Annotated in this window: 15 protein-coding genes, 2 tRNA genes and 1 other RNA gene; 11 read left to right on the top strand and 7 right to left on the bottom strand. The window is 49.6% G+C overall.

Going from position 1 to position 18,581, the window contains the following annotated elements; translation table 11 throughout:
- From H6585_05975 to H6585_05960, 4 genes are all read left to right on the top strand, one after another.
- The gene (locus tag H6585_05975; GenBank protein ID MCB9447876.1) at window positions 1-2,202 is read left to right on the top strand and encodes a right-handed parallel beta-helix repeat-containing protein; all 2,202 of its coding nucleotides are present in this window, start codon (window positions 1-3) and stop codon (window positions 2,200-2,202) included.
- An 80-nt stretch (window positions 2,203-2,282) separates the two neighbouring features.
- A complete protein-coding gene (locus H6585_05970; GenBank protein ID MCB9447875.1) occupies window positions 2,283-3,635 on the top strand; it encodes a T9SS type A sorting domain-containing protein in 1,353 nt (450 codons plus the stop codon).
- Between the two features lie 39 nt (window positions 3,636-3,674).
- Complete coding sequence (locus H6585_05965) at window positions 3,675-4,457, top strand: class I SAM-dependent methyltransferase (protein ID MCB9447874.1); 783 nt, start codon at window positions 3,675-3,677, stop codon at window positions 4,455-4,457.
- A 93-nt stretch (window positions 4,458-4,550) separates the two neighbouring features.
- Window positions 4,551-6,380, top strand: coding sequence for a M2 family metallopeptidase (locus tag H6585_05960; protein ID MCB9447873.1), 1,830 nt, complete (start codon window positions 4,551-4,553; stop codon window positions 6,378-6,380).
- Between the two features lie 79 nt (window positions 6,381-6,459).
- On the opposite strand, the gene H6585_05955 is transcribed toward H6585_05960, so the two are convergent.
- The 3 genes from H6585_05955 to H6585_05945 all read right to left on the bottom strand — a co-directional run bounded on the left by H6585_05955 (window position 6,460) and on the right by H6585_05945 (window position 7,813).
- Window positions 6,460-6,729 carry a DUF2158 domain-containing protein gene (locus H6585_05955; protein MCB9447872.1) on the bottom strand — a complete coding sequence of 90 codons (270 nt, stop codon included), beginning with the start codon at window positions 6,727-6,729 and terminating at the stop codon, window positions 6,460-6,462.
- 221 nt (window positions 6,730-6,950) lie between these two features.
- A tRNA-Lys gene (locus tag H6585_05950) sits at window positions 6,951-7,023 on the bottom strand.
- A 283-nt stretch (window positions 7,024-7,306) separates the two neighbouring features.
- Complete coding sequence (locus tag H6585_05945) at window positions 7,307-7,813, bottom strand: T9SS type A sorting domain-containing protein (protein MCB9447871.1); 507 nt, start codon at window positions 7,811-7,813, stop codon at window positions 7,307-7,309.
- A gap of 173 nt (window positions 7,814-7,986) precedes the next feature.
- Between H6585_05945 and H6585_05940 the strand changes: the two genes are divergently transcribed.
- From H6585_05940 to ffs, 3 genes are all read left to right on the top strand, one after another.
- Window positions 7,987-9,168, top strand: a complete 1,182-nt coding sequence (locus tag H6585_05940) for an acetyl-CoA C-acyltransferase (protein ID MCB9447870.1) — start codon at window positions 7,987-7,989, stop codon at window positions 9,166-9,168.
- A gap of 2 nt (window positions 9,169-9,170) precedes the next feature.
- Window positions 9,171-9,968, top strand: a complete 798-nt coding sequence (locus H6585_05935) for a C40 family peptidase (protein MCB9447869.1) — start codon at window positions 9,171-9,173, stop codon at window positions 9,966-9,968.
- A 40-nt stretch (window positions 9,969-10,008) separates the two neighbouring features.
- Window positions 10,009-10,108, top strand: an RNA gene (gene ffs, locus H6585_05930) — signal recognition particle sRNA small type.
- A gap of 304 nt (window positions 10,109-10,412) precedes the next feature.
- Here ffs and H6585_05925 read toward each other — a convergent pair.
- On the bottom strand, window positions 10,413-11,000 hold the full coding sequence (locus H6585_05925; GenBank protein ID MCB9447868.1) for a tRNA-(ms[2]io[6]A)-hydroxylase: 588 nt from the start codon (window positions 10,998-11,000) through the stop codon (window positions 10,413-10,415).
- A 46-nt stretch (window positions 11,001-11,046) separates the two neighbouring features.
- The gene (locus H6585_05920) at window positions 11,047-13,011 is read right to left on the bottom strand and encodes a cation:proton antiporter (protein ID MCB9447867.1); all 1,965 of its coding nucleotides are present in this window, start codon (window positions 13,009-13,011) and stop codon (window positions 11,047-11,049) included.
- A gap of 475 nt (window positions 13,012-13,486) precedes the next feature.
- Between H6585_05920 and H6585_05915 the strand changes: the two genes are divergently transcribed.
- The gene (locus H6585_05915; protein MCB9447866.1) at window positions 13,487-13,870 is read left to right on the top strand and encodes a DUF1987 domain-containing protein; all 384 of its coding nucleotides are present in this window, start codon (window positions 13,487-13,489) and stop codon (window positions 13,868-13,870) included.
- 38 nt (window positions 13,871-13,908) lie between these two features.
- Here the strand turns inward: H6585_05915 and H6585_05910 are convergent, their stop codons facing one another.
- On the bottom strand, window positions 13,909-14,652 hold the full coding sequence (locus tag H6585_05910) for a response regulator transcription factor (protein MCB9447865.1): 744 nt from the start codon (window positions 14,650-14,652) through the stop codon (window positions 13,909-13,911).
- Between the two features lie 230 nt (window positions 14,653-14,882).
- Here H6585_05910 and H6585_05905 point away from each other — a divergent pair.
- The 3 genes from H6585_05905 (at window position 14,883) to H6585_05895 (ending at window position 16,405) form a co-directional block, all read left to right on the top strand.
- Window positions 14,883-14,957 (top strand) — tRNA-Pro (locus tag H6585_05905).
- A gap of 137 nt (window positions 14,958-15,094) precedes the next feature.
- Window positions 15,095-15,871 (top strand): DUF1835 domain-containing protein, encoded by a 777-nt coding sequence (locus H6585_05900; protein ID MCB9447864.1) that lies wholly within the window; start codon window positions 15,095-15,097, stop codon window positions 15,869-15,871.
- 156 nt (window positions 15,872-16,027) lie between these two features.
- Window positions 16,028-16,405 (top strand): hypothetical protein, encoded by a 378-nt coding sequence (locus H6585_05895; protein ID MCB9447863.1) that lies wholly within the window; start codon window positions 16,028-16,030, stop codon window positions 16,403-16,405.
- Here the strand turns inward: H6585_05895 and H6585_05890 are convergent.
- Window positions 16,402-18,555, bottom strand: coding sequence for a PKD domain-containing protein (locus H6585_05890; GenBank protein ID MCB9447862.1), 2,154 nt, complete (start codon window positions 18,553-18,555; stop codon window positions 16,402-16,404). The genes H6585_05895 and H6585_05890 overlap by 4 nt on opposite strands.
- Between the last annotated feature and the right edge of the window lie 26 nt (window positions 18,556-18,581).

Below are 18,581 nucleotides of genomic sequence, written 5' to 3'. Positions count from 1 at the left end.
ATGAACATCATCCTACACAGAAACCACCTGCGGATTACCATTCTCCTGCTGCTTGCATGCATCCTCCCCTCCTACGCCACACATCGCTACATATCCAACACCGACCCCAACGCCAACAACAACAATCCGGGCACAAGTCAGAACGCACCTTGGGCCAGCTTTGCACCACTGACCAACTTCACCGGCATCGATACAATTTTCCTCAAAAGCGGGGATATTTTTCGGGAGCAAATGACCGTCACGAATGCTACCGACCTGGTGATCACTTCATACGGAAATGGCGATTACCCCGTCATAAGCGGTGCCGACCTGGTTACGGGATGGACCGCTTCCGGCGGCAACTACATGGCAACTTTCAACTCCACACCGGTTGGTTTTTTCATCAACCGGCAGGAACAGACCCTGGCACGCTATCCGGATGCAGGCAGCTACCTCCAGGTGGATTCTGCCACCAAATATTTCCTTGAAGATGCAGACCTGGCAGCCATCCCGCCGCAGGTACTGGATGCATCATGGGTGTGTATCCATACCAAACAGTGGTGCTGGGAAAAAACAGCCGTTGCATCTTCTTCGGGCAACCACATTGCATTTCAAACACCCACCCTGCAGCAAGCCACCCGGAAATACGGATACTTCCTGTACGGCGATAGTTCGTATCTCTCCGTTCAGCAGGAATGGGCATACATCTCCTCTTCACAAAAGTTGTACTGTATTCCCACCGGTGATCCCAACAGCATGACATGCGAAGCCTCCGTACGACCCTATGGCATTGAGCTGGGAACAGGAACAAACCACATCACCATTGCAGGCATTGCGTTTGATATGCAAACAAGTACAGGTGTTGCCATCCTGGATTCCAACAACACACATACCCATGTTTCAGACTGCCGGTTTTACGGGCAATACGAGTACGGTGTGGATGTATTCTGTACCCATGCTGAAATCAGCAACTGCATATTCACACATGTGGATGGACTGGGCATCTATCTTCGCAACACGGCAACGGGAGCTGAAATCCATCACAACGAATTCCACAACATCGCTCCCTTCCGGAACCATGGTGTAGGCCAGGAATTCAACGGATCGGCACTGCTGGCATCGTTTACCGATAGCTGTCACATCCACCACAACCTGGTTGACAGTGCCGGTTATTGCGGCTTATCGGTTGATGGCAAATACAACCTGGTGGAACGCAACGTTGTTCGCAACGCCATGCTGTTGAACAATGACGGGGCAGCATTGAAAACATTTGGTGTGGGATCGCAATACAACATCTTCCGGAACAACTTCGTGAGCAATAGCGAAGGCAATACCGAAGGCACCTACCAGGCCGACTTCCTCACCCCGGGCATTTACTTCGACTTCCGCACCAACCATTGCAGCGTCATCGCCAACACCATTTACAATCAAACACCCAAAGGCATTTTCCAAAACAGCGGAAACCAGTACAACACCATTTCCGACAACGTGGTCTACGGAAGCGGATTTGCCCTGGACCTGAACGGAAACCCCATCACCGGCATCCCCATGCGCAATATCACCGTATCCCGTAACGATTTCTTCGCCAGGGATCCGAATGCCTACATCCTGCGCCAGGTAGATTATACCGACAGCATGGACACAGGCCCGCTTGATTCCAACCGGTACTTCCAGCCATACAACGCATCCCACTATGCATACCGACCGCAGGAAACACCCAACACCGATTACGGTTTCCCCGCGTGGCAAGCAACCGGTAACGATACACATACCCGCAGCAGCTTCGTCAGCTGGACACTCCCCGAGGCGATGGACACGCTGATCATGAACCCGACCGATAACGACTCCGATGTGGTTCTCGGGAATGTACTTTATCTGGATCTCGACAGCCAGCTGGTTTGCGGTACAATCACCCTGCCCCCCTACACTTCGCGAATCCTCATCCGCACCAACACAACGTGCAACAACGGCATTGATCGGATGACAGCAACATCCGATATGCGCGTGGTGCCCAACCCTGCCGATACCCTGGCACAATTGTACCTCAACCCACCGCTGGAACATACCACCTTTTATGTATTGGATGAATTGGGACGTGTGGTTGCCTCCGGAACCACCACGGGAAAGTACACGCAATTACCAGCGGGAACATTGGCCCCGGGCATGTACATGATCCGAGTGGAAAACAGCACCCAATACACACGGTGGATCAAAAGCCGATGATGAACCGCGTGATCATATGCCTGTTTTTACCCGTCTTGGGAGCAATAAGCCTTTCTGCTTCGGCACAGAACTGTGCGGACATGAACCTGCAATGGGAAGCCGATATGCCAGCCGCATGTTCGGGTCTGACCCTGACCATGACCCACGACCAATCCGGAAAACCATACCTATACGTAGCCAACAAGGAGGCCGGTTTAACAGTTTACGACCTGAGTACTCCCTCATTTCCGACACAAGTGGCATCGATTCCGCTGGCACAACTCGACTCGTTGCAAGTGATGAACCTGAGCCAGTACGGTGATTATATTTACCTGGCCACCGGTACACATTTCAATAACAATGAATCCAGCGGCATGGCCATTGTAAACGTCAGCGACCCGGTATCACCGGTGGTTACGGCTACATGGAAACACCCGACCGGTACCGGCGGAAGCGGCATTGTGAAAGTAGAAGACAACATGGCCTACCTGGGTGCAATGGGCAACGGGCTTGTGCTGCTTGATGTAACGAACAAAGACAGCATCCGCCTTGTTTCAACATTCATTCCGGATATCAACTGGCCGGTGAACAACCCGACGGCATCGTTGTACAACGCAAGAGGAATGGTGGTTCAAGACAGCATCGTGTATTTGTGTTATGACGCGGGCGGACTGCGCATCATCAATTGCACAGATCCTCTTCACCCCAGAGAAACCGGGCGCTACTGCAACCCGGTCATGTACACGCCGATCAATCGCCCGAGGGCCTATAACAACATCGTGATCAGGGATACGCTGGCGTATGTTACGGTGGACTATTGTGGCCTGGAAGTGATCGACATCCGGGATACATCCATCATGACACTGGCAGGTTGGTGGAACCCTTACGACTGTCCGAACAACAATTGGTTCACCAGTCCGAGCCATGCCAATGAGATTGCCCTGGACACAACCTGCAACCGACTTTACCTGAGCACGGGAAAAAGCGACCTGATGGTGTTGGACATCAGTGACCCGACAACTCCCGACTCCTGCAATTTCTACGGAGGAGCGGATAACAACATCGGCACATGGGGTGTCTCGCTTTACGATCATCACATCTACCTCTCATACATATGCACCCTCGGCGTGCCCTTCGCATCGAACTGGAGCGGCATCAAATCCCTGGTTTTTGATCCCTGCATCACATCAACACAGAACATGGAGAAGCCGTTAACGGGGTTAACGATTTACCCCAATCCCATGCATGATGATGTGAATGTGGAATGCATCGGATGTGGCCAGGCTCAAGAAATCCGCGTGCTGGATGTTACAGGGAAAGAAATCGGCACAATCCGTCTGGAACAAGGAAAGGGGAAGCTTCATATGGCCGGCTTAACGGATGGGATCTATTTCCTGGTGTCGAAAGATACGGAACAACGGATACATGAAAAGATCGTGCACATGACCAGGTAAATCCGAAATTTCTACCTTTGGCAGCTCCATTCCAAAGCGATGCAGGACAGACATACCAATCGCCAACGCTACTTCCAGGAACAAATCCGGACCACGGAGAAATTCGTCATTCCTTTCATTGAAAAAGTAAAGCCGGTGAAAGCGGGTATGAACGTGGTGGAAATTGGTTGTGGAGAAGCCGGAAACCTGGGGCCATTCCTCGAACGCGGCTGCACCACCTATGGCATCGACATTTCTGAAAGCAAGATTCAGAATGCCTCCAAATATTATGAGAATCACCCGGAGCGGAACAACCTGCACCTGATCACGTGTGATATTTACAAAGTAGCGCCGAGCGACCTGCCGCGTTTTGATATCGTGATCATGCGCGATACACTGGAACACATACCCGACCAGGAAAAGTTTTTGGGCCAGTTGAAAAAATTCATGGCGCCGGACGGAGTCATCTTCAACGGGTTTCCTCCCTGGCGCATGCCATTCGGCGGCCACCAGCAAATATGCAGCAACAAGCTGTTCAGCAAGCTTCCCTACTGGCACCTGATGCCACGCCCGATTTTTGTTTCACTGGCAAAATTGGCTGGAGAACCCGCCGGACGCATCACCGAATTGCTGGAGATTCGCGACACCGGTATCTCCATCAACAAATACAGACGCATTGTTCGCTCCTGCGGATACAAAATGAAACAGGAAACCCTTTTTCTTTTCAACCCGAATTATGAAACCAAATTCGGGGTAAAGCCGCGTCGTTTGCCATTTATATTGAACTTGCCATGGCTCAGGGACTTTTTCACAACAGCGCACTATTCCCTGCTGACTTTGTAAATCTGAGGCTGAAAGCCCGGCCAAGCACACAAAGGGCTTGCCTTTTACATTCCGAATTGCTTACCTTCGCCCCTCCCTGAAATCAATATAGTTATGACCCATAGAATCGTTTTGACTGCGATGACCGGTATGTTGATGCTGGCAGCCTGCGGTCCGCAAAGCAAGGAAGCAGAGAAAGCAACCACCCCGAAGGTACAGGCAGAAGCACAACAGTTTCTGGATGAGTACCAGAAAACCTACCAGGATGTTTACACCAAATCCTCCGAGCAGGAGTGGTTGTTGAACACACACATCGTTGACGGAGACTCCGTGGCCGAAAAAGAATACGAAGCGGCACAGACTGCCTTCGCAGACTTCACCGGCAGCGAAGAAAACATTGCAGCCGCCAAGAAGTTCCTGGCTGACGCAGACTCACTGACACCTCTCCAAAAAAGACAATTCGACGCCATCCTCTTTATGGCAGCTGCTTCTCCCGCAACCGCCGCAGACATTGTAAAGGAAAAGATCGCCGCCAGCGCCAAGCAGGTAAAAGACCTGTTCGGCTTTGCATTCCACATCGGAAAGAAAGAAGTAAGCACAAATGACATCGACAACATCCTGTCGACTTCCAAAAACGAAAAGGAATTGCTGGAAGCATGGAATGCCAGCAAAGAAGTAGGCAAAGGGTTGAAAGATGGTGTGGAAAATCTCCGCAACCTCCGCAACCGCTGCGTGCAGGAACTGCAATATCCCGACTTCTTCTCCTATCAGGTTTCAGAATACGGCATGAGTTCACAGGAAATGACGGATCTATGTCACCGCCTGATCAGTGAGCTATGGCCGCTGTACCGGGAACTCCACACATGGGCACGCTACCAGCTGGCTGCCAAATTCAACAAGCCGGTTCCTGACATGATTCCGGCTCACTGGCTGCCCAACCGCTGGGGTCAGGCCTGGGGAGACCTGGTGCATGTGGAAGGGCTGGATGTTGACAAGGCCCTCAAGGACAAGACACCGGAATGGATCGTAAAACAGGGCGAATCATTCTACATGAGCCTCGGGTATGATCAGCTTCCGCAAAGCTTCTGGGAGAAGTCGAGCCTGTACCCGCTGCCGGAAGGAACGCCGTACAAAAAGAACAACCACGCCTCTGCATGGCACATTAATCTCGACAAGGACCTGCGTTCACTCATGAGCGTGGAAGCCAACGCACATTGGTGGGAAACCGTACTTCACGAGTTGGGACACATCTACTACTACAAAACCTACAGTACGCCTGAGGTACCCTTATTACTCAGAGCCGGCGCGAACCGGGCCTACCACGAAGCCATGGGCAGCTTGCTCGGACTTGCTTCGATGCAGAAACCGTTCCTGGTGAATTTCGGCCTGGTGGATGCCAATGCAAAAACCGACAGCATCCAGATCCTGCTGAGAGAAGCGCTGGATAACGTGGTGTTCATTCCTTTCAGCGCCGGCACCATGACCATGTTCGAACATGACCTGTACGCCGACAACCTGCCGAAAGACCAGTTTAATGCACGCTGGTGGTCGTATGTGAAGCAATTCCAGGGCATCGTTCCTCCCACCGACAGAGGTGAGGAATACTGTGATGCGGCTTCCAAAACACACATCAACGACGACCCGGGTCAGTACTATGATTATGCCCTTTCGTACATCCTGATGTACCAGTTCCATGATCACATCGCAAAACAGATCCTGCATCAGGATCCGCATGCAACCAATTACTTTGGCAACAAAGAAGTGGGCGCCTTCCTGAAGGAGATGATGAAAACCGGTGCTACCATGGACTGGCGGGAACACATCCAGAAATACCTGGGAAGTGAGATGAGCGCCAAGCCGATGCTCGAATACTTCGCTCCCCTCCTGCAATGGCTGAAAGAACAGAACAAAGGACGTACCTACACGTTGCCGGAGCAGATCTGATATCTTCAGAACAAGAAATAAGAAAAGGGAGCCTTAGTGGCTCCCTTTTCTGCTTCAACAAAACCAATCAAATCCCGCTTCACCTTTTAGCAGGAAACATTCCTTGGCCTGCCGGTTTCTGTCCGACCGCATGAAAGGAATGTGTCTGCTCCACTTTCACCAGGTGGTTCTGATGAATCACATCCTTGTGGTATCCGTCCCTGTCGTACCAGGAACACTCCACCGCGTGATCATCTTCATACCACCCGATGAGCGGGTGATGCTCACGGGCATATCGTTGCACAATCATAACAGGGCCGCCTGACTTAAGCTGCACCCTGTCTCCGGGCTTGAAAATTCTGATCATCATGGTTTGCGCTGTTATGGTTAAACATGGGTTTGATTTCACTTCATGCCATGCAAACGCAATTCCATACCACTTCTGATGAAAGCTTGTCAGGAATATTGTTAAAGGAAGTTAACGCAGGAGACACCTTAGCAGCATACAGCAGCTGCATACGGAAAAACAATTTGGAGCAAGACACATACGGCGTGATCTGTTGCTGTATGCACTTGCTCCAAACTGTTTTGTGAACCAGCTGGGATTCGAACCCAGGACCCCATCCTTAAAAGGGATGTGCTCTACCGGCTGAGCTACTAGTTCGCCATGTTCCGAACACATTGGTTTCGGAATGAGGGGGCAAAAATAAAAACATTGAACGGATAAACAAATAGGAGAGCAAGATAATTATCAATTCCGGAAGGCGGGGCGGACAGCTTGGTCCGAGAAGAGGGTCACATTTACGTTAAACCAGTCATGTCCATCCGCCCCATCCGGATATACAAGAAGGGGCCGGCCCATCCGACCCCTTCCTTAAGATAAAACGAAAGATCACGGGCTAAATTATGGCACATTTCAAGAGGCGGCCATTTTCACCTCCAGGTTATCAGCAAGCACTCTGTATCTTCGTCACCCAAGCCGCACCACCTTTGACCACACGCACAATGTAGGTACCGCATGTCAGTGCGCCCGGATGAAACGGCTCGTTGAAACTGCCGGCATCCTGGTACCGAACTTCGGACCATACTTTCTTACCCAGCAGATCATATACCTCCACCCGTATGTTACCGGGCACAGCTGCTTCCATCTTCACCCAAAGTGCATCTGTCATCACGGTAGGATACACCGTTACTCCGGAAGAAGATGCAGGCACAAAACCATTCACGCCCACCGGTTGTCCTTTCATTCCGTCTTTCTTTTCCTGCTCTGTCAGGGCCGCGTCTTCCTGGTTACCTTTCCATCCATCAAAGGTGGAACCACCGGAATTTTCCTGCTTTTGGAAGGATGCATCTTCCTGGCCACCTTTCCACCCTTGCGCCCAGGCTGTGCCCGCGGCCAGTGTGGATCCGATAATTGCAGCCATCATGATAAATCGTTTGATCGTCGTTTTCATAACCGTAGTTTTAATGTTCAACCATATGACGCATAACCCCGGCACATAGCTGCAGGTAACGGTGTTAATTAATGTTAACCTATTTCCTCCCTTTTTGCTCACCGAGGAAAGCCCCGCCGGGGTTGGGATAAAATCATTATTTTCACCGCAGCAATTTTCAAATCCCGATTCAGATGAAAGAAGTTTATATCGTAGCGGCAACCCGAACTCCGATGGGCAGTTTCAACGGCGCACTGTCATCCCTCAGTGCACCTCAACTGGGCGCTGCCGCCATCAAATCTGCCATTGAAAAAGCAGGCATCAAACCCGACCAGGTACAGGAAGTTTTCATGGGAAATGTATTACAGGCCGGACTTGGTCAGGCGCCTGCACGGCAAGCGGCCATTTTTGCCGGACTCAGTCACAACGTACCCTGCACAACCGTTAACAAAGTGTGTGCATCCGGAATGAAAGCCATCATGCTGGCTGCACAAAGCATCATGCTTGGCGACAACGATGTGGTGGTTGCAGGCGGAATGGAAAGCATGTCCAATGTTCCCTACTACCTGCCTTCCGCCAGAAACGGTTACCGCCTTGGTGACGGTAAACTTGTTGATGGCCTGGTGTTCGACGGCCTGACCGATGTATACAACAAATACCACATGGGAAATGCAGCGGAGTTGTGCGCAAAGGAATGCAAGATTTCCAGGGAACAGCAGGACGCATTTACCGTTGAATCTTACCAGCGCGCAACCGATGCATGGAGTGCCGGCCGTTTCAAAGATGAAGTATCCCCTGTTTCCGTTCCCCAGCGCAAAGGAGACCCGATTGTGGTAGGTGAAGATGAAGAATACAAGAACGTGAAGCTGGACAAGATCCCAACGCTAAGACCGGTGTTCCAACCCGAAGGCGGCAGTGTTACCGCAGCCAACGCCTCCACCCTGAACGATGGAGCATCCGCCCTTGTTCTTGTTTCTGCCGACAAAGCCAAAGAACTAGGACTGAAACCCCTTGCCCGGATCGTTTCTTTTGCCGACGCGGCACAGGCCCCCGAATGGTTCACCACTGCACCCGCCAAAGCCATCCCCAAAGCACTCTCCAAAGCCAAGCTGAATGTATCCGACATGGATGTTTGGGAACTGAACGAGGCATTTGCCGTGGTAGGTATCGCCAACATGAACGAATTGAAACTTGACCCCACCAAGGTAAATGTGAATGGCGGCGCAGTTGCATTGGGACACCCACTGGGCAGCTCTGGAAGCCGCATCATCGTTACCCTTCTGCATGTACTGAAACAACAGGGAGGTAAATACGGCGGTGCAGGCATCTGTAACGGCGGCGGCGGCGCCTCCGCCATGGTGATTGAAAACCTGTAATCATGTCCTTACAGACCGAAAACCGATATGGCATATGCAGACTGGCCGCAGTTCCATGCCGCGCCATGCCTGCAGACACATCGGAAATGGTCTCTCAATTGCTGTTCGGCCATCACTTCCTGGTTGCTGAGCAACACGAAAACTGGGTGCGGGTCAAAACACAACCGGACAGTTATGAAGGATGGGTGGATCAGAAACAGGTTTTGTTTCTGAGCGAAGGCGATTATAGTGAACTGAATCAGAAGCCGCCCGTTTTTGTTGCCTCCACGGATGGTGTGCTGACCAGGGTTGATCACGCCGTCCAGCGCCCCATACCCAAAGGTTCTATCCTACCACACTTCCAACACGACAAGTTGAAGATCGGAGATGAAGTGTGGCATTTTGAAGGCATTGCCTGCAAACCATGTCAACATGCATCTTCAGCCCAGTTAATCGCAGATGCCAGGGACTACCTGTTTGCCCCGTACCTATGGGGAGGTAGAAGTCCGTGGGGTATCGATTGTTCGGGTTTTACCCAAATGGTATATCTGATGAATGGCATCCCAATACCGCGGGATGCTTCCCAACAGGCTCTCAAGGGAGAAGCCGTATCACCGAACGATGCCCAACCGGGTGACCTGGCTTTTTTCACGAAGAAAGACAAGGAAAGGGTGACCCATGTGGGAATGCTGATCGATCCTGATCACATCATTCATGCCTCAGGGGAGGTGCGTATTGATCAGCTGGACAGCATGGGAATTGTGCATTCTACAAGCAAACAACACACCCACCAACTGCATAGCATCAGGAGATTCCTTTAACAATGCCGTAATATTTCCCAATTGTTTATACTTTTGTGCGGGGTAAGTCTTGCACGACCAGCTCCCACTTAACTCCCCCAGGGCCGGAAGGCAGCAAGGGCTAGTGGTTGTAGCGGTGCGATGTAAGTAGCTTGCCCCTTTTTTTTGCTCTTCCCTGGGGAGGCCACCCTGCATGCCGGCTCGTCGCTATAAAGATCCACCGGATCTTTCTTTAACGCTCCACCCTCCCAGGGCCGGAAGGCAGCAAGGGCTAGTGGTTGTAGCGGTGCGATGTAAGTAGCTTGCCCCTTTTTTTTGCTCTTCCCTGGGGGAGGCCACCCTGCATGCCGGCTCGTCGCTATAAAGATCCACCGGATCTTTCTTTAACGCTCCGCCCTCCCAGGGCCGGAAGGCAGCAAGGGCTAGTGGTTGTAGCGGTGCGATGTAAGTAGCTTGCCCCGATACTTAGCCGTGAATGTGTTCTGATTTACCATACCTGGCAATCACCGCTGCTTCGAAGCTTAGAAACTCCTGCCACCTGGCATCCACATCCATTCCTTCAGGGGTACCATATTTGCGAGCGAACCCTAGAAACAACGTATAATGCCCTGCCTCACTGATCATCAATTCCCTGTAAAAAGCTTTGAGTTCTTCATCTTCGAGTACCTCCGACAAGAGTTTAAAACGCTCGCAGCTACGGGCCTCAATAAGTGCGGCAAACAGCAAGCGGTCGATCAGGGCAACCATCCTGCCTTCCCCCTTCCTGATAAAACCTGCCAGTTCATTCACATACGCATCCCTCCGTTCCTTCCCGAGCACCCATCCCCTCTCGCGAATAATGGCATGCACTCGCTGGAAGTGCTCCATCTCCTCACGGGCAAGATCAGCCATGGCATGCACCAGCTCGGAATATTCGGGGTATTGCACGATCAGGGAAATGGCAGTGGATGCAGCTTTCTGTTCACAAAATGCATGATCAGTAAGTACGTCTTCTGTTTTTTCCTCTGCAATTCTGGCCCACCGCGGATCGGTGGGAAGTTTAAGTCCGAGCATAGTTCATTTTTTTCACAAAACTAACAAGAATGGCCAACCGCTGCGATCACACACCTTCGAAGCGGAGACGAACGGTATCAAGGCTGCTTTTTGTTCCAACCAGTGTAACCATATCTCCCATTCTCAAACGGGTGTACCCATGTGAGATCAACATTTGGCCGGCGCGTGCCACGGAAAGGATAATCACATCCGGTGGCAGGCGAAGGTTTCTTAACGCCATGCCATGTAATTCTTCATTCCGGATCTCCAGCTCAATCGTATCCTGGTTTTTGTTCATTCCCAACAACAGGGAGGTGGCATGCGGCGAACGCACGAAATGATCAAGCAGGCTCACAATGGCTGTAGAAGGTTCAACGATCAGCGCTCCCAGTTTGTGAAACGGATCGAAATAGCGTCTTGAGTGAAGCCTCACCACCATATCCTTTGTTCCGAAGTGCTCATAAGCCAATTCGCAAATCTGGTAGTTCTCCGCATCAGAAAGCATCAACACGATGGCTTCCGCTTTACCGGCCCCGATGGATTCCATGGCTTCATAAGACAGCTCAGGCAGTTCCACAATTTGTATTTGCTGTCCGGCGAAATGGCTGTATTCTTCAAGTCGTGTAGCAATTTTCACCTGCCATCCGTTCTGCTCCAACTGTTGCGCAAGAGCAATAGACTGATTCTCCAGGCCGAAAATGATACAGTCACGATGACCATCGAATGTTTGTACATCCGCGCGGGAATGATCTTCTCCCACATAACCCAGGGCCCACTTGAACAAGGGAGGTCCTGCAACCTGATTCAGAACAATGACCGCTATAATGACTGTAGCAAACTGACCGCCCCATGCCGGGTACTCCTGTGCCACCAACATCGCCAATCCGAGTCCCACACCTGCTTGCGTTACATAAGGCATCCATGCAATCAAGTTATGGCGGACAGGATCTCCTCCGAAATACCCACCCACCATACCACCCAGGAAAAGAGCCACCAACCTGACTGCAAACAAAACAATGGCCACCGACCAGGCCTGCAATAACAGATCAATAGAAAGGGAAGCTCCTGTAAGTGTAAAGAACACCACGTACACGGTCGGTCCGACTTCCTGAATAATCTTTACAAACTCCAGGCGGTGTCTGGAATAATTATTCACCATGAAACTACCGACAATCGCTGCCAACAATGGCTCCAGGTGAAACTCCACCCCCCAGTTCATATCCGACCATTGTTTAAGCCATACGGACCCAGGGAACACCGCATAACCCAAAAGCAGGATTATAGTTGTTTTCACATAAGCATGCGTCTTCAATGCCAGTGTCCACTCTACCAGCTTTCCCAATAACACACCCAACAAAATTGATCCTGCTATTTCGGCCAGAAGTATTCCCAGGAAACCTAAGCTGAAGGTACCGTTGTTTAGCAACACATCAGCCAACGACATGCAAACCGCAAACAGAACAATAACGAGCACATCTTTGATCACGGTTACCCCCATCACCGTTTTGGTAAACGGCCCTTTTGCCCGCAGTTCATTAATCACCGCAATGGCTGAAGCAGGAGACCTGGCTACAAAAATAGTACTGAATAAAAGGGCCACGGCAAAGCGTCCATGAAGCGGCATTGGTTGCATGAAAGGTATCTCCGAAGCAAGTAACATGACCGCAAATGCTCCCAGAACAAAGGTCACAACCAACTGACCAAAAGTCATCCATTTGATGCTTTTGAAACGCCCCCTCATTTCTTTCAGGAACAATTCGGAGCCCGCTGCAAAGGCAATGAATGCCAAGGCCACATCATTCAAAAAGTGGAGGTTATTCACCGATTCCCTGGAGAGAAGACGAAATACAAATGGTCCGGACAACAGACCTACGAGTAGCAACCCCGTTATGGCGGGAAGATGAACTTTTTTGAAGTACGCCGAAAGTTGACGGGCAGCAACCGCAACGATGACAAACCCGCCTAGAAACATCCCTATCTCCTCAAGATCGGTCAAGCCCAACATCAACTGAATATGCCCTTTGATTTTCATCCGACTTTTGAAGCCTCTGCAAAATTCATTTATTTCGCCGAAGCAGATTGTACCCTGATTCGCTCAATAGGTTTCTGAATCCATGCAAAAATTATTGACAAGACTGTCATCTATCAGGCTCAGGTATTTTGCCTGGATATGTTTTGGCAGCACCCTTCTGATCGCCATAACTGCAACCTTACTGATTCATGGAGCCATGCACGGATGGGTGTATGCCCTGTTGATAATTACCCTGTTTATGCCTTCCGCGCTGGTGTTTTTGGCATTTATGATGCGAACGTATCGGGTATTCAGTCAGATGTTCAGTATGGGCAGAATGGATTTCTTCCTGCTGCTACTCACATACATCTTTTCCTTTCTGGCACAATTCTTTTCAACTTTGCTAACAATTTCATATGTCGCAATTTAGTCTTGTATTTTTATATCTTTGAGTTGACGCAGGTGACCTGCCTCCGGGTTTACTTATTATTTGACTATGGAAACACTACAAATTCAAGGAACTGTTAACAGCCCGACCGTATTATTCAATGCCCAGGCGGGCATACTGGAAATCAGCGGGAGGTCCATACCGGAAGCAGCTCATGAATTTTTTGCACCACTGGTAAAATGGCTGAAGGAATATGCCACCAGTCCTGCAGATACCACTACACTGAACCTACGTTTGGAGTACATCAACTCCAACTCATTTAAGATGATACTGGACATTTTCAGACCCCTTGAAGACCTTTACAAAGACGGTAAAAATGTAGTGGTGAAGTGGTACTACGAAGAAGATGATGAAGCCATGCTGGAGGCAGCGGAAGACTACAAGGATGTTCTCACACTGCCGTTCAAGGTCATTGCGGTAGAAGAATTCTGATTGCAGAATTTTCCCAACGCATATCCGGTATTCTCCGGCTATAAACCCAAACTTGCAAACACCTCATCCTTTTTCAATTTGGAAATAGGCACCTGATTGTCATTTTCCATCACGAGGTATCCCCCGTCGCTGCGCACCACCTTTTTGATGTATTTCCGGTTAACGAGGTATGACTTATGCACCCTGAAAAAGTTGGATTCAGACAAGAGCGGGTCATATTCCCTCAGGCCTTTGGACACCATCAGCATCTTGCCATCATTCAATATGAAGCGGGTATACGGACCATCGGCCTCACAGTACATGATGTCTGACACGGCCACGAGGATATATTCATTTTTTTGAGGAAGCGCGATCCTTCTGCTCTCATTGGGATTTTGCAACAAAAGCTCAAGGCGATTCATGCGGTCCTTCTTATCGAGCGCCGAGAACACCGAATCCATCGCATTGATCAGATCTTCCGTCAGAATAGGTTTCAACAGATAATCGATGGCCGCAAAACGTATTGCCTGGATGGCGTAATTGTCGTGGCCTGTAATAAAAACCACTTCAAAATCCCTTCTTTTCACTTTCCGTAAAAAATCAAACCCGGTTCCATCGGGCAATTCTATATCTAGAAAAATCAAATTGGGATGATACGTCGCTTGCTTTTGAAGCGCTTCTTCAATGGAAGCGGCGGTTTGAATCTTTGTAATTTCGGGGTATTCAAGCGCAAGGTAGGCTTGGAGGGTATCGGATGACGAAGGCTCATCCTCTACGATCAAACAGGATAGTGAAAAGCTCATATACTAAAAGTTTCAGGCAACCAATGAAACCGGTGTTTAAAGGTACGAATATTTGAATGTACCCGACGTATCTATCAGCAAAACGAATGACACCGCACAAACAACATGTTGCTCTTTCCTTTTTTGTCAATACCTCAACGTGGATATTTATTCCATCGGTAAGGAAATATTTCTATTTTTGCATCCCCGGAATCCCCAACAGTAAAAAACTGCCAGAGATTCAACAAATTCGGGGTGTAGCTCAGCCAGGTTAGAGTACACGTCTGGGGGGCGTGTGGTCGGTGGTTCGAATCCACTCACCCCGACTGGCAACAAAAAGCCGCCATGCATGGCGGCTTTTCTTTTTTCCTTTTGACCTTACTTATGGATAAAGACACATTCACATTCGGGGATTGTTCTATTTTTGACCGGAGACAACATGTTCCGGCTATTGGAAAAAAGCATGCAAGATTCTGCAGATAACATATACCATATCCTGAACGGAGATGTGCTAAAGGAATATTTCCCTGACGAAATTGTCGGTCGTTACATCGTGATGAGGGAATGCCTGGTCGTTGGGCCGACACCTGATGGTGACCTGGATGATTTCTTCAAAGCACGTGCCGCCTTTCTTCATGAAGAATACAGTGTATCACCGGAAGAATATGAAAGGAACGCAAAGCCGGAGTTGCTCAAAATTGCTACCATTCCTCCCGGCGTGGAAGTAAACATGTGGTTTGAAGACGATCTGTTCTGCCAGGTCAACATGTGGTTCGCCTGCTCACTCCTGTGCAAGATCAAACCAGAACCTCATGTATTCCTGGTGAGACCCGAACATCAGAATCCATATCAGTTTTCTTGCGTGGTACCGGAACATTTGCCGGTACTGCTGAATGAAAGAATATCTCTTCCTTCGAAAACCGTAAAAGGCTTAGCTGATTTGTGGGGCGCCTATCAGACCGAAGACCGGAACCAAATGGAAAAACTGGCAAAGCAAATGGGAAACAAGTTACAGTTCCTGGAACCTGCCGTTGAAGCCCACCTTGCCCGTTTACCTCAAAACGGGAAGCCCGGACGCCCGGAACAGGTGATTACTGAAATACTTGAACGCAACCCCGAACTGGGATTTGAATCTGTATTCAGACTGTTTCAAAGCAAAGAAGCCATTTACGGATATGGAGACCTCCAGGTGAAATCCATTTACAACCGCGTGAAGGAAAAAACGAAACACAAGAAATAAACAAACATTGGAGAAGAAGAAGAAAACACTGGATCTTTCCACGGGTTATGTACTCCCTACCGCAGCACGCACCGGCGGATCCATATTTCTGGCAGGTGGCTTGATTGGTCTTGCAACAGGAAACATGGCAGGAATCAGTTTCTTGCTGTTAGGCTGGTGGTTGTATTTCTTCGGGGAGGAACAGAGATCAACGTTGAAAACAAAGCCTATCGACGATTCACCGGATTGTTGGGGCTTAAATTCGGGAACTGGATGTCCCTGGAGGAATATCCTTTTGTCGTTATCATCCAGGGCGCCGACACACAATCCACCTTCAGCCGGGGACAGTCACAATTGATCACCCGAGATGAATACTTTGACATCACCCTGCTCAACCAAAACCATTCGAAAAAACTTGCCATTAAGCGGCTTGACAACCTTGAGGATGCCAAAACAGATCTTGCTATTCTGGCAGATATGTTGCAAGTGACCCCCACCCGGTACAACCCACCCATCAGCGCTAAAACACAGGCAAGAAAGCGAGCCAGGCGCTAACGAACGAGGGTCACAGAACCTACACGGTATTTTTGCACTCCCAGGGCATCGACGTAATCGATCTTGTATACATATACATCTTCAGGAACACCTTCTCCCGCTTCCCATCCCTGATTCATGTTGTTCGTTTCAAAGATCACATTGCCCCAGCGATCAAAAATCAGCATATGAAATTCTTTGATGTATTCCCCGTAAACATGAAACACATCATTCTTACCATCATCATTGGGCGTAAAAACATTCGGCACATAAAAACTCACCACCGGTTCTATATAGACCTTATCCCATGTGGTATCACGACACCCCCTTGCATCTTCCACCATCAGAGACACATCAAACCAACCGGTATCATTGTAAACATGGATGGGGTTGGTCACTTCAGAGGAATCCCCATCACCGAAGGCCCAATACCATTCAATGGCGTTGAACGATTGATCGGTAAATGAAAATTCGGGATGCATGATATCCTGCTCGTATGTATCCACCGTATACTTTGCTTCAGGCACGGGGTATATTTTCAACAATGCCTTTTTCTTCAGTGAATCCGTACACCCCTGACGGGTGACCATTTTCAGACTGATATCATAAGATCCGGGATCGGTATACACGTGTGATGGAAACCTATCTGTTGATTGTTCACCATCGCCGAAATCCCAATAATAGCTAGCTAACGGATCAAGTGAGTCGGTCGGCAAGAACCCTACCGAAAGGGGGATGCATCCGGTTGCCACCGAAGGCATAAATTCCGGATCGGGATCCGGATAAACGTACATGGTTTTTCGCACCAAGGACCGGCAACCGTCTTTTGACACCACTTCCAGCAAAACGGGGTATACTCCATCATTTTCATATGTATGAACAGGATCGGGCTGATCCGATGTGGTACCGTCACCGAAAGTCCAACTCCATGTCTGGATCGGCTCATTCCCGAAGATCCAGGATGAGTCTGAGAAGACGGATGCATAACTGAGGCACGGCAGGTTAAACCCGAAGTTGGCATGCACAGCCGGAAAAATAGAAATGGTTGCCGTGGCTGTATCCGAGCAGGTTTCGCCCTTGTTAACGATCAGTTGTACCTGATAATCGCCGGGACCAGGATAATCATAATGGGGAGACACATCTTCGGATGTATCCGAGTCGGAAGTCAAATCTCCAAAATCCCAGAAATAACTGAAGGCGCCTTTGCTTGTATTGTTGAAATAAACCCGTTGATCGCCGCACTGCGTTACGTTTTCAGGAATGGAGACCGACACGTTGGGTTCGCAATACATCACATTGAACTGAAAATCCCGCTTATTAATACCTATCAACACACCATCCCTGTACTCTTTTACACAGATCCCCACCACAAACTGCCCCAGCTTGCCGGGGATACCGGTAAGAAATCCTGTCACGGGATCTATGGTCAAAGGTGTACCCCCCATCGGATCCTGAAGGGAATAGGGCGAACTGAATGTGACATTCTTATAAGGTGGCGGGTTGATGGGGTTATTCCCGAACGGATCGGTGTAGCTCGCACCATCGTAAGGAATGCATAATTCATACACCAGCGAATCTCCGTCAGGGTCAGTAGCTGAATGATCGAACTCCAGCACTTCGTCTTTACAAACAAATACAGGTGGATATTCATTGAAATGAGGTGCCGAATTACAAACAACCACACCCGTGTCAAGAATGGCAGTATAATAAGTAGCTCCGGTTTGTCCGGGTCCTACCAGATTACTAATGGTCTGATTGCGACAGCAACGCTGGTAGGCCAACTGGTAGCCACCTGGTATGGGAGGAAGTGTTTCCGTAATCACATATTCGGCAGCCTCGACACACACAGCGGTTGGTGGATTGACGCAAGGATTGCTTACTTCTGTTTGCAATTGATGTACCGACCCCTGATTCAGCGGCATGTTGATCGTTTTAATCAGGTTGTTGTTCGCATCGAAAATATTCAGGAGAGCCGGGTTGTCAAAATACGGGACCCCATTGTAACAGTCGCGGTAGACCTTCAGGTAGATCTTGTAGATATCGTTGCCCTGACATTCATAGTAGATCTCACCTCCTATGATGTGGGTGGCCATGGATGCATCAATCGCTCCCAGCCAAAAGGCCAGGGCAATCCCCCATGCGCGAAAACGCCATGGAATTCGATTGATCAACGATATGGCAGTCCGTATATCAAACA

The organism is Flavobacteriales bacterium (assembly GCA_020635855.1).
Classification (GTDB): domain Bacteria; phylum Bacteroidota; class Bacteroidia; order JACJYZ01; family JACJYZ01; genus JACJYZ01.
The sequence above is the reverse complement of the archived record's forward strand: the minus strand, read 5'-3'. Positions and strand labels throughout refer to the sequence as shown.